We start from the raw sequence: 12,457 nt of genomic DNA on the forward strand, positions 1-12,457 counted from the left end.
CCGCCTGCGTGATCGGCTAGAATGGCCGCCTTGTCGTTGCCGAGCCTGCCATGAAACCTGTAATGCCCCACGCCCAACTCGACTGGGATGACCAGGGACGCCCGCGTTCGCGAGTGTTCGACGATGTGTATTTTTCCGACCAGTCGGGGCTGGATGAAACCCGCTACGTGTTCCTCGAACAGAACCGTCTGGCCGAGCGCTTCGCCGCGCTGCCGGCGGGTGGGCGACTGGTGATCGGTGAAACCGGCTTCGGCACCGGGCTGAATTTTCTTTGCGCCTGGCAGTTGTTCGAACAGCATGCGGTGGCCGGTGCGCGGCTGCATTTTGTCAGCGTCGAAAAGTTTCCGTTGAGCCCTGCCGACCTGCAACGGGCGCTGGCGTTGTGGCCCGATCTGAAGCAATTCTCGGATCAGTTGCTCAAGCATTACGTGGCAATTCATCAAGGATTCCAGCGTATTGTTCTGGACAACGGTCGCGTGACCCTGACGCTGTTGATTGGCGACGCGCTGGAGCAGTTGCCGCAACTGGACGGCCAGATCGACGCGTGGTTTCTCGACGGTTTCGCCCCGGCGAAAAATCCGGAGATGTGGACTGCCGAACTGTTCGCCGAACTGGCGAGATTGGCGGCGCCCGGCTCGACTATCAGCACGTTCACCAGCACCGGTTGGGTTCGGCGCCTGCTGAATGCCGCCGGCTTCAAGATGAAGCGCACGCCGGGCATCGGTCACAAGTGGGAGATCCTGCGCGGCGAATTTCTCGGCTGGCCGCAAGATGTTCCGTTGCCCGCAGCGGACAAACCGTGGTTTGCCCGCCCGACTCCGCTTAGCGGTGAGCGTCGCGCCCTGGTGATAGGTGCCGGTCTGGCCGGTTGCGCCACCGCTGCCAGCCTCGCGGCGCGGGGCTGGCAGGTCAGTCTGCTGGAGCGACATGGCTCGGTGGCCCAAGAAGCGTCGGGCAATCCCCAAGGCGTGCTGTACCTGAAACTGTCCGCCCACGGCACCGCACTGTCGCAGTTGATCGTCAGCGGTTTCGGCTACACCCGACGTCTGCTGGAAACCCTGCAACGCGGCACCGACTGGGACGACTGCGGCGTGCTGCAACTGGCGTTCAATGAAAAGGAACGCGAGCGTCAGGCGCAACTGGCGGCCGCGTTTCCCGAAGACCTTTTGCATTGGCTCGATCAACCCGAAGCGCAGGCCCGTGCCGGGATCGGTCTGGCCCACGGCGGTTTGTATTATCCCGAGTGCGGCTGGGTGCATCCGCCGGCGTTGTGTCAGGCGCAATCCGCACAAGCGGGCGTCACGCTGCTCACCCATCAGGAAGCCGTTGAGCTGCGCAAAATCGACGGTCAGTGGCAGGCCTTCGACGGTGAACGATTGATCGCAACTGCGCCCGTCGTGGTGCTGGCCGGTGCAGCCGAAATCAAGCGTTTTGCCCAGAGCGCCGACCTGCCCCTCAAGCGCATTCGCGGGCAGATCACCCGACTGACGCAAACAGCACAAAGCCAGGCGCTGGCCACCGTCGTATGCGCCGAAGGTTACGTCGCACCGGCACGCTCGGGCGAGCACACCCTCGGCGCCAGTTTCGATTTCAACAGCGACGACCTGACCCCGACCGCCGCCGAACACCTGGGCAATCTGGCGATGCTCGAAGAGATCTCCACGGATCTGGTCGCGCGCCTGCACATCAGCGAACTCGACGCCGACAGCCTTGAAGGTCGCGCCGCCTTCCGTTGCACCAGCCCCGATTACCTGCCGATTGTCGGCCCGCTCGCCGATCGCGAAGCCTTTACCGAGGCGTATCGCGCCTTGAGCAAGGATGCCCGGCAAGTGCCGGACATTCCCTGCCCATGGCTGGACGGCCTGTACGTCAACAGTGGTCACGGTTCGCGCGGGTTGATCACTGCGCCATTGTCTGGCGAGTTGCTGGCCGCGTGGCTGGACAACGAACCGCTGCCGCTGCCCAGAGCCGTGGCCGAGGCCTGCCATCCCAACCGCTTTGCCCTGCGCCAGTTGATTCGCGGCAAGTGAACCTGAACACAATCAGTCACCGGGCGAAATGCAAGTCCCCCGCTCGATCAGTTCTGTCACCTGCAAGGTCAACCGATGCAACAAGGCATCTTCGGTCTGCTTCAACCGGCTGGCACAGAGGTTCATTTCACTCAGGTAGTCGGCAGAGCTGAGCTCCTCAGCCTTGTCGAACAACGCCTCAATCTCCGTTTGATGAGGCTCCCGGGCCTTGTCGAACTGTTGCGCAAAGCTGTTTTTCACGTAATCGCTCCAGAACGGCTGACGAACCAGAAAATCCACCCAGGTGGAAGACAGTTCAGCCGTCTGGACTCGACGAATAGCCGCTACCAAATCATCGCCGGTGACCTCCGCGAGCTCACCGTAACGCATGTGCGAAGGCTGCCCGGGCAAGTCGAACGCTCGCGCCAGCCCCGTGCGATAGGCGAGGTTCACTTCCAGAGGATCGGATGATCCCTGGTCCCGGGCGTGCTCCGTCGCGATCAAATCGATTTGTTCAAGCCGGAACAAGCTTCGGGCCAGCTTCATCAGGACTGGTGCTGGAACCTGTCGCCCTCCGGATACCCGCAACACCCTGCGCACGTGGACTGCGACCTCCAGATGGCTGAAGTTCAGCGCGGCGTTATCGGTGCAGTTGATCGGGTTGGCTGCCAGATCGAAGATCTGCTCGCGCAGTTCGGCATCTGCCCGCGTTGCCTCCAGAACCGACCAGACGCGTCTGGACATATCCTCGCGCACGTATTCGGAGTCAGCGGTGTTGCCCAGCTCCGCCAGCAAATGGAACAGGCCTTCAGCCATCGGATCGTCGTTGATGGCGTTCCATGTCTGCTGGCGTCTGGAACCGACGGTTCCCCCGGTTTCGGTCAGCCAGATCGAACGCGCCTGATGCTCGTCGAGTCGCGCGATATCGTTTTCCAGATACCCCATGCCGACACCGACTTTCTTGCGGTAGTTCTCCAGATGAGTACCGCTGAGAGCGGAAATCGGGTTGTTGCGCAGATTGATCGTTTCGCTGAAGCGCCGCGGTGTTTCAAACAGCCACTGCGGCAGGTCACGAATCTCGTTGTCGCGCAGGTCTACCCGGTCCAGAGACGGCAGACGCTGCAAGCCCTTGGGCAACTCAGTGGTTCGGGTATTGCGTACGCTGAGATCAGTCAGCTCAAACATCCCGCTGACATCAACCGTGGCCCCCAGAGGGTTTTCACTGAGATCCAGACTCTGCAAACCGCGCATCCGCGAAAGTTTCACCAGGGCCTGTTCGGTCAACTGAATCCGGTTTTGCCCCAGCCCCAAACGTCTGAGGTTCGGCATCAGGGAGACCATCTCGGGCAACTGTGTTAGTCGGTTGCGCCCGATCTCGAGGGTCTCGAGATTCTTGAAAGCCTTGAGGAAATAAGCGACATCGTTGTCCAGGTGCATGTTTTGCAAAGACAGGTGCCGGACGTGGTCGAAGCTGAGCCCCGGTGGCAGGATCGGCAGCTTGCCGAACCGCATGCCATCGAGTTTCAACCCATACACCGGGCGGTAGAGCTCGTCGGGCAGAAAAACCAGCCGGCGGAAACTGTCTTCGATTTCGTATGCGACAAGATGCCGGCACTCACGCACCTCGCTCAGCACGCCGCCCTGCGCCCTGATGGCCACGGCATCGTCCATCCAGGTATCGAGTGCCGCGCGCAGGCGCTCCAGGTCATCCTGCAATTGCCTGACCCGAAGTGCACGCGTCAGGTGATCGCTGCCCAACTGATCAAGAAACTCCCGGGCCTGTGTGTCGGAAAACAGCGGGTAGAGTTTTTTCACCTTGCGCAACAGACGTTGTGGATGATTCGAGGTCCCGGCGGGTGGGTCGGCAAGCACGCAAGAGGATTCGGGCACCGGTGGCGCAAATTGCTCGCCGTTCAACAAGCGGTTACAGCCCTCGCGTTCATCCAGAGCACTATCGAGTAAGCGACTACGCAAGCGCCAGCCGTCTTCGGGCTTGGCCGCTGCCAGCCCGATCGCCTTGGCCTGGCGAGGAGAGAGACCTTTGAGAATCGCCTGATAGAGGCTGTCCGGTCCCTGCGTTTTGCCGATTGATCGAGCCTGGCTGTCGAACGCCTCATAGCTGCCGTCGAGCCTGACCAGCGTCAGCGAATTTGCGCCAGTGAGCGGCTTCTTGCCAAGGGTCTGAAGCAGGTCTCCCTTGAGGGACCGGGCCCGCAACTCCAGGTAAAGCTGCGGATCCCAACCGTCGAGTTGCGGCAACAGGCCGATGGCCAGTTTTTCGGTATCGGCATTGGCGACTTCAACCAGGTAGAACCCTGTCAGCGCCCGATCCAGGCGAACATGGCTCGTGGCCTCGCCCAACCGTTGCGCAATGCCCATGGGCACTCGTCCGGTGGTGCGCAAAAGCGCGCGTTCGACACTCGAAGCCTGACGGATCAGTTCCTGTGCGTAACGCGTCGGCACCTCGGGATAGGCCGTTCTGGTCTTGAGCACCTCGCTGTCCAGCGTCTGGTCGTAGCGCCGATAGAGATGGTCGAAGGTTGAACGACGATCCGCCTTGACGGCCGCGCCGATGACCTTTGCCAGCTTCACCCCTTGGTCGGTCGGCGCAACGTTCGAACCGACCAGAGCCTCCACCTCCCTGGAATACAAGCCGTCGATGACGGTCTGCAGCAACTCGCCCTTTTCCAGTTGGGCCTTGCTGACAATGACGCTCAGGGTGTCATCTTCAATCGAGCCGGGAGGAAAGGTCTCGGTGATTTTTCCGTTTTCATCCACCACCTCGATATAGCGATCCTGCGGCCAGCCGGAAAGCCTTGGCAGCGTCTGCAACTGCTCCTGGACGTGTCGCGCATCGGCCGCTTCGCCGCGCTCCATGGCGGCAACGAAGTCACCCATTCTGCGTTCCAGACCGAACCGGTCGATCATGTCCCGCAAGCGAGGCGTTATTGGCAAGCTGTCATCGCTCAGGCGTAGCAGCTCATCAAATCGAGTGTCGGTCAGGCGCCGCATCATCTCCAGGCGACTGTCTTCGAAGCGCGCCAGCCGAGGATCGATGCGTTTAAGGGTATAGGCCCCGGACCACTGTGCACTCGACTCCGAGGCATGACGCCAGCCTCCGTGCCGACTGGCCTTGAGGATTGGCGCATAAGCCTGTGCACGGACAGGGTGTTGAATGCGCCAGGTCTTCGAAACCGGATCCAGCGCCACGGCGTAGGTTCTATCGTCGATGCGAGCGAAGCGCTTGCCATCGACCTGATACAAGCCTGTTGCGTCGGGTTCGACTCCCTCCCTTGCCGGTAACGGTTGTTCGTAGGCTTTCAGTTGCGGCTTCCACAATCGGGTCTGGCCACTGCGATCGAGAATGGCGGTGAACGGCTGAAAGAAATCCGGGTGTTTTTGAACGGTCTTGATCGCCAGTGACTTCAGGACCTTGATCCCGGCGCCCACAGCGGCCATCAGCGCGAGGTTTTCCGCGACACTGAGCAAGTGTGAAAAGGCTTCCTGACGATCCCCCCGATTCCAGTCCTCGACTCCTTCGTATACCTCCGCGAGCATTTGTCCAATGGCGACGCCCATCATCAATTGCCCCAGGACCGGGACGACGAACCCCGCCACGTTGGCGATCGTCATGCCGAGCTCCAGATATTCGATCAACCGTTTCTTGCGCGCCTCCTCATCGACATCGGCCGTCGGTACGGCAAGCGCACGGGCATCGAGTTGCAACTTGCCGACATGGCTCTTGAGCATGAAGTCGAACAACGCACCGGTCACTTCCAGTTGTTTGAGGTGCCCCAGGCTGTCGGTGTCGGCAAACGTCTTGAAAAAGTCGACCTTGTCGACCTCGCCAATGCACTGGGTGAAATAACTCTTGTAACTGCCCATCCCCAGTTTGAATTCCAGGTACGCGACGAATGCCGTGAAGCTGGTGTATTCGTACAACGGCTGGTCGGGTTCGCCGGGCATGTAGACCAGGCACCATTGATCGGGGTCCAGCTCTACCGATTTTTCGGAGAACACCACGACACCCCACAGGCAACTGTCGAGCGCTTCAATGCCCTGCATGATCAGCGGCCGCCCTTTGAACTGAAGGCTTTGGGCATCGACGACGCCACCGGCATCAATCAAACGCTGAACGGTCTGAAAACCCTCCTCGGAAACATGTTCCTTCATCCGCGCAAGGTGCAGATCAAGTTGCAGCATCTGCTTTTTCATCACGGTGATATTGCGAACCATCGGACCGGTGGCGACCTTGCTGCCATCAACCTCCTTGACTCCAAACACCTGTTGAAAATGCGTCTGGTACTGCTGCCCCAGATCCAGCTCCCGACAGAGCGCGGCGAACGCCGCCGGGGTAAGGCCGGGAACACCATCAGGTTGGCTGGCAATACGCACTGCACTGCCTTCGGGAAAATGATCGGCTTGCGCCTCGTCTTCGGTGAAATTCTGCATCGCCGCTTCCAGCAGCGTCGGGGTAGCGGGCGGAATGACCTTCTCTGAGCCTCCTGGCGGGGTCACCGCCTCGCAACCGCAATAGCTTCCCGGCAACTCCAGATGGTCTTTCTCGACATCGAACACCGCCGTCCAGCGCTTGGTCAGGGCGCAATTCAGCTGGGCGATGCAAAAGCTCTTGAGTGATTGCAACTGGCTCAGATCTTTCTCGACCCGGGCCTGGGTGACGTGCAGGTCACGGGCGGTCTTGTCCAGTGCCGCCAATGTGTCGGCACTGGTTTTGAGCAGCACGGAGGGGAAGTTTTTCTGCAACGCCGTGGCGGTGTCCAGATCGCCAGTGGCTTCCAGTAAAAAGCTCAGTTTCTGTTTTTCCGTAAGGGCGACCGGTGTGATCGACGTGGGGGTAGTGGACATGGGCAATATTCCTTTATTGCTGTTGAGTCCCTTCACCCTATCGATCCCGCCGCCGAATAAAAAACACGAATAACTGCCCGTTCCGGCAGGGAAACAACCAGCAATCCGTATGTTTCGAATACTTATCTACTACCTCCCCCTTCACCCAGGCTGTTAATGGGCCACCGGTCAGACCAACATGCTTATAACTGATCGTTCTAAAACTCCCACATCCGAGCCGGGTCAGTTTCTGAGTACCGGCCATTTCGGCGCGGTGCAGCGACACCCTCCCCAACGGAAAACCGGTAAGGACTTTATGTGCGGATTAGCTGGCGAGTTACGTTTTGATCAACAACCTGCAGACCTTGCAGCCATCGAGCGAATCACCCATCACCTGGCCCCTCGCGGCCCTGATGCGTGGGGTTTCCATGCCCAAGGGCCGATTGCCCTGGGCCATCGTCGCCTGAAAATCATGGACCTGTCGGACGGCTCGGCGCAGCCGATGATCGACAGTCAATTGGGCTTGTCCCTGGCCTTCAACGGCGCGATCTACAACTTCCCGGAACTGCGTACCGAACTTGAAGCGCTCGGTTACGCGTTCTACTCCGGCGGCGACACCGAAGTGCTGCTCAAGGGTTATCACGCCTGGGGCGAAGCGCTGCTGCCGAAACTCAACGGCATGTTCGCCTTCGCGATCTGGGAGCGCGATGCCCAGCGTCTGTTCATTGCCCGCGACCGTCTCGGTGTGAAGCCGCTGTATCTGTCGCGCACCGGCCAGCGCCTGCGTTTTGCCTCGGCCCTGCCGGCGCTGCTCAAGGGCGGTGACATCAACTCGATCCTCGATCCGGTGGCGCTCAACCATTACCTGAATTTCCACGCCGTGGTGCCTGCGCCGCGCACCTTGCTGGCGGGCATCGAAAAACTGCCGCCAGCGAGCTGGATGCGCATTGAAGCGGACGGCACCACCGAGCAGAAAACCTGGTGGACCCTGCCCTACGGCCCACACGACGACGAGAAAAACCTGACTCTCGAAGACTGGCGCGACCGCGTGCTCGACAGCACCCGCGAAGCCGTGGCGATCCGCCAACGGGCGGCGGTGGATGTCGGCGTGCTGCTTTCCGGCGGCGTCGATTCGAGCATGCTGGTCGGTCTGCTGCGCGAAGTCGGTGTGGAAAACCTGTCGACCTTTTCCATCGGCTTTCAGGACGCCGGCGGCGAACGTGGTGACGAGTTTCAGTATTCCGACCTGATCGCCAAGCACTACGGCACCCAGCACCATCAACTGCGCATCGACGAAAAAGAGATCATCGAACAACTGCCCGCCGCGTTCCGCGCCATGAGCGAGCCGATGGTCAGCCATGACTGCATCGCCTTCTATCTGCTGTCCCGCGAAGTGGCCAAGCATTGCAAGGTGGTGCAGAGCGGTCAGGGCGCCGACGAGCTGTTCGCCGGTTATCACTGGTATCCGCAAGTCGACGGCGCGGCCGATCCGTATGCGGCCTATCGCGAAGCGTTTTTCGACCGCAGCTACGACGATTACGCCGCCACGGTGCAGCCGAAATGGCTGACAGCGAATGACGCCGCCGGCGACTTCGTGAAGGAACATTTCGCACAGCCCGGCGCCGATGCGGCGGTCGACAAGGCCCTGCGCCTGGACAGCACGGTGATGCTGGTAGACGACCCGGTCAAACGCGTCGACAACATGACCATGGCCTGGGGCCTGGAAGCGCGCACGCCGTTTCTCGACTATCGACTGGTGGAATTGTCGGCCCGTGTTCCCGGCAAATTCAAACTGCCGGACGGCGGCAAACAGGTGTTGAAAGAAGCCGCGCGACTGGTCATCCCGAGCGAAGTGATCGACCGCAAGAAAGGTTACTTCCCGGTGCCGGGTCTCAAGCATTTGCAGGGCGATACCCTGAACTGGGTGCGCGAACTGCTGCTCGATCCGAGTCAGGATCGCGGCCTGTTCAACCCCGCCATGCTCGACAAACTGCTGACCGATCCACAAGGCCAGTTGACCCCGCTGCGCGGCTCCAAGCTGTGGCAACTGGCGGCCCTGAACCTGTGGCTCAGCGAACAAGGAATCTGATCGATGAAACCTCACGCCACGGCTTACAGCCAACGGCTGCTGCGCGGTCAGACACCGTCTTACGAGCGCTTGCAGGCGCGTCTGGCCGAGGACGGCAGCGAGCCGGCCGCCGAGCCGATTGCGGTGCATTGCGGCTGGGGCCGGTTACTGATCGGCCACACTTTTCCCGATCCGGCCAGCCTTGCGCGGGAGCTGCTCAACGAGCAGACGGGCGAGCGTGACATTGCCTTGTACGTCGCCGCGCCGCAGCAGATTCTCGGGCTGGAACCGACTCAACTGTTTCTCGATCCGTCCGACACTCTGCGCTTGTGGTTCAGCGATTATCGTCAGGCGACCCGTGTGTTTCGTGGCTTCCGAATCCGCCGTGCGCAAAGTGACGCGGACTGGCAGGCGATCAATCAGCTGTATCAAGCGCGCGGCATGTTGCCGATCGATGCCACCCTGCTCACCCCGCACCATCAAGGCGGCCCGGTGTACTGGCTGGCGGAAGACGACGACAGTGGCGCGGTGATCGGCAGCGTCATGGGCCTCAATCACCAGAAGGCTTACAACGACCCGGAAAACGGCAGCAGCCTGTGGTGCCTGGCGGTCGATCCACAGTGCTCGCGTCCCGGTGTCGGCGAAGTGCTGGTGCGCCATCTGATCGAGCACTTCATGAGCCGGGGTCTGAGCTACCTCGATCTGTCGGTGTTGCACGATAACCGCCTGGCGAAAAACCTCTACGCCAAACTCGGCTTTCGCAACCTGCCGACGTTCGCCATCAAGCGCAAGAACGGCATCAATCAGCCGCTGTTTCTCGGCCCGGGGCCGGAGGCGCAGTTCAACCCTTATGCGCGGATCATCGTCGAGGAAGCTCATCGGCGCGGCATCGACGTGCAGGTGGATGACGCCGATGCCGGGCTGTTCACCCTCAGTCATGGCGGGCGCCGGGTGCGTTGCCGCGAATCCCTGAGCGACCTGACCAGCGCCATCAGTATGAACCTGTGCCAGGACAAGAGCCTGACCCACAACGTGCTGAAAGCTGCCGGGTTGAATGTGCCGTCACAACAGTTGGCGGGGAATGCGGACGACAATTTGGCCTTCCTCGACGAGTACCAGCGAGTAGTCGTCAAACCGCTGGATGGCGAACAGGGCCAGGGCGTGGCGGTGGATCTGCAAACCATCGAGGACGTGCAGCAGGCCATCGAAGCGGCCAGGCAATTCGACACTCGCGTGCTGCTCGAAAGCTTCCATGAAGGCTTCGACCTGCGGATTCTGGTGATCGGTTTCGAGGTGGTGGCCGCTGCAATCCGCCGGCCGGCGGAAGTGGTCGGCGACGGTCATCATTCCATCGGCGCGCTGATCGAAGCCCAGAGCCGGCGCCGGCAAGCGGCTACCAGTGGCGAAAGCAAAATCCCGCTGGACCACGAAACCCAACGCACCTTGCACGCGGCCGGTTACGACTACAGCAGCATCCTGCCGGCCGGCGAGCATCTGTTCGTGCGGCGCACGGCGAACCTGCACACCGGCGGCACACTGGAAGACGTTACGGCGATTCTGCACCCGACCCTGGCCGAGGCCGCCGTGCGCGCGGCCCGGGCGCTGGAGATCCCGATGGTCGGCCTTGACCTGATGGTGCCGGCGGCGGATCAACCGGCGTACGTGTTCATCGAAGCCAACGAGCGGGCGGGTCTTGCCAACCATGAGCCGCAACCGACGGCCGAGCGGTTTGTCGATCTGTTGTTTCCGCACAGTCAGCCGGCCGTTTGATCTCTCTTCAGCGTCATTCCCGCGTTCAACGCGCGAATGACGCCCCGCAACAGGAGTTTCCATGACCACCCAAATTCCCGAACCGGATCTGAACTACCTGCAGAAAGTCCTGCTGGAAATGCTCGCCATTCCCAGCCCTACCGGGTTCACCGACACCATCGTGCGCTACGTCGCCGAGCGTCTGGAGGAACTTGGCATTCCCTTCGAAATGACCCGTCGCGGCACGATCCGCGCCACCCTCAAGGGCAAGAAAAACAGCCCCGACCGCGCAGTGTCGGCGCACCTGGACACCATCGGCGCCGCCGTACGCGCGGTGAAAGATAACGGGCGTCTGACCCTGGCGCCGGTGGGCTGCTGGTCGAGCCGATTTGCCGAGGGCAGCCGCGTCAGCCTGTTCACCGACAACGGTGTAATTCGCGGCAGTGTGTTGCCGCTGATGGCGTCCGGGCATGCCTTCAATACGGCCGTGGACGAGATGCCGATCAGCTGGGATCACGTCGAGCTGCGTCTGGACGCCTACTGCGCGACCCGTGCCGATTGCGATTCGCTGGGCATCAGCGTCGGCGATGTGGTGGCGTTCGATCCGCTGCCGGAGTTCACCGAAAGCGGCCATATCAGCGCCCGCCACTTGGATGACAAGGCCGGCGTCGCCGCGCTGCTGGCCGCTCTGAAAGCAATCGTCGACAGCGGCCAGGAGTTGATGATCGACTGCCATCCGCTGTTCACCATCACCGAGGAAACCGGCAGCGGCGCGGCGGCGGCACTGCCGTGGGACGTCAGCGAATTCGTCGGCATCGACATCGCCCCGGTCGCGCCGGGCCAGCACTCCAGCGAACACGCGGTGAGCGTGGCGATGCAGGATTCCGGCGGGCCGTACGACTATCACCTGTCGCGGCACCTGTTGCGTCTGGCCGGCGAGCACGAACTGCCGGTGCGCCGCGACCTGTTCCGCTATTACTTCAGCGACGCCCACTCGGCGGTCACCGCCGGTCACGACATCCGCACCGCCCTGCTCGCCTTCGGCTGCGACGCAACCCACGGCTACGAACGCACCCACATCGACAGTCTGGCCGCGCTCAGTCGCTTGCTCGGGGCGTACATTCTGAGTCCGCCGGTGTTCGCCAGCGACGCGCAACCGGCCACAGGATCACTGGACCGCTTCAGTCATCAGATCGAACACGAAACGCAGATGGAGAGCGACACCCGTGTGCCGTCGGTGGACAGCCTGGTGGGGCAACGCTCGGACAGTTGAGTCTGGCCCTCGGCGATCATTCGCCGTAGCATCCCGACATTGATTTAGCCGAGGTGCCCATGCTGATTCCCCACGACGCGCTTGAAGTCGACACCCTCACCCGCCTGATCGAGGATTTCGTCACCCGCGACGGTACCGACAACGGTGACGACACGCCGCTGGAAACCCGCGTGCTGCGGGTTCGCCAGGCGCTGACCAAAGGCCAGGCGCTGATTGTCTTCGATCCGGAAAGCGAGCAATGCCAGTTGATGCTCAAGCACGACGTGCCCAAGCACCTGTTCGACTGAAAACGGTCAGCGGCCCTTGCCGCTGGCCTGTTTGCGCTGGATCCGTTCGTAGACCTCGGCGCGATGCACGCCGACCTGCTCCGGCGCTTCGACGCCGAACCGCACGCTGGAGCCGTTGACCGCCAGAACGCGCAGAGTGATGTTGTCGCCGATGGAAATCAGTTCACCGACAACACGGCTGAGTACAAGCATGGGGGGTGTCCTTCAAGGTTTGCGAGCCTTGAAG

The 12,457-nt window shown here is 61.5% G+C and carries 7 protein-coding genes; 5 read left to right on the forward strand and 2 right to left on the reverse strand.

The window, feature by feature from the left end; translation table 11 throughout:
* Positions 1–50: 50 nt before the first annotated feature.
* Positions 51–2,030 (forward strand): bifunctional tRNA (5-methylaminomethyl-2-thiouridine)(34)-methyltransferase MnmC2/FAD-dependent 5-carboxymethylaminomethyl-2-thiouridine(34) oxidoreductase MnmC1, encoded by a 1,980-nt coding sequence (mnmC, locus tag AC1Q9F_RS25745; protein ID WP_492621219.1) that lies wholly within the window; start codon positions 51–53, stop codon positions 2,028–2,030.
* Between the two features lie 12 nt (positions 2,031–2,042).
* Here mnmC and AC1Q9F_RS25750 read toward each other — a convergent pair whose 3' ends face one another.
* Positions 2,043–6,875 carry an NEL-type E3 ubiquitin ligase domain-containing protein gene (locus AC1Q9F_RS25750; RefSeq protein ID WP_492621220.1) on the reverse strand — a complete coding sequence of 1,611 codons (4,833 nt, stop codon included), beginning with the start codon at positions 6,873–6,875 and terminating at the stop codon, positions 2,043–2,045.
* Between the two features lie 295 nt (positions 6,876–7,170).
* Between AC1Q9F_RS25750 and AC1Q9F_RS25755 the strand changes: the two genes are divergently transcribed.
* The 4 genes from AC1Q9F_RS25755 to AC1Q9F_RS25770 all read left to right on the forward strand — a co-directional run bounded on the left by AC1Q9F_RS25755 (position 7,171) and on the right by AC1Q9F_RS25770 (position 12,231).
* Entirely contained in the window at positions 7,171–8,943 is a 1,773-nt protein-coding gene (locus tag AC1Q9F_RS25755) for an N-acetylglutaminylglutamine amidotransferase (protein ID WP_492621221.1), read from the forward strand.
* Positions 8,944–8,946: 3 nt separating this feature from the next.
* Positions 8,947–10,692, forward strand: coding sequence for an N-acetylglutaminylglutamine synthetase (gene ngg, locus AC1Q9F_RS25760; protein WP_179694135.1), 1,746 nt, complete (start codon positions 8,947–8,949; stop codon positions 10,690–10,692).
* Positions 10,693–10,753: 61 nt separating this feature from the next.
* Positions 10,754–11,944: an osmoprotectant NAGGN system M42 family peptidase gene (locus AC1Q9F_RS25765; RefSeq protein ID WP_007950879.1), complete on the forward strand. Its 1,191-nt coding sequence runs from the start codon at positions 10,754–10,756 to the stop codon at positions 11,942–11,944.
* 59 nt (positions 11,945–12,003) lie between these two features.
* The gene (locus AC1Q9F_RS25770) at positions 12,004–12,231 is read left to right on the forward strand and encodes a YheU family protein (protein ID WP_003172962.1); all 228 of its coding nucleotides are present in this window, start codon (positions 12,004–12,006) and stop codon (positions 12,229–12,231) included.
* Between the two features lie 6 nt (positions 12,232–12,237).
* On the opposite strand, the gene csrA is transcribed toward AC1Q9F_RS25770, so the two are convergent.
* Positions 12,238–12,423, reverse strand: a complete 186-nt coding sequence (gene csrA / locus AC1Q9F_RS25775) for a carbon storage regulator CsrA (RefSeq protein ID WP_007950875.1) — start codon at positions 12,421–12,423, stop codon at positions 12,238–12,240.
* Positions 12,424–12,457 lie beyond the last annotated feature (34 nt).

This window comes from Pseudomonas sp. GW823-FHT04A03 (assembly GCF_058796615.1).

Coding starts and splice junctions, on each gene's coding strand:
- AC1Q9F_RS25755 (WP_492621221.1), top strand. CDS start 7,171: ATGTGCGGATTAGCTGGCGAGTTACGTTTTGATCAACAACCTGCAGAC.
- AC1Q9F_RS25765 (WP_007950879.1), top strand. CDS start 10,754: ATGACCACCCAAATTCCCGAACCGGATCTGAACTACCTGCAGAAAGTC.
- ngg (WP_179694135.1), top strand. CDS start 8,947: ATGAAACCTCACGCCACGGCTTACAGCCAACGGCTGCTGCGCGGTCAG.
- mnmC (WP_492621219.1), top strand. CDS start 51: ATGAAACCTGTAATGCCCCACGCCCAACTCGACTGGGATGACCAGGGA.
- AC1Q9F_RS25770 (WP_003172962.1), top strand. CDS start 12,004: ATGCTGATTCCCCACGACGCGCTTGAAGTCGACACCCTCACCCGCCTG.
- csrA (WP_007950875.1), bottom strand. CDS start 12,423: ATGCTTGTACTCAGCCGTGTTGTCGGTGAACTGATTTCCATCGGCGAC.
- AC1Q9F_RS25750 (WP_492621220.1), bottom strand. CDS start 6,875: ATGTCCACTACCCCCACGTCGATCACACCGGTCGCCCTTACGGAAAAA.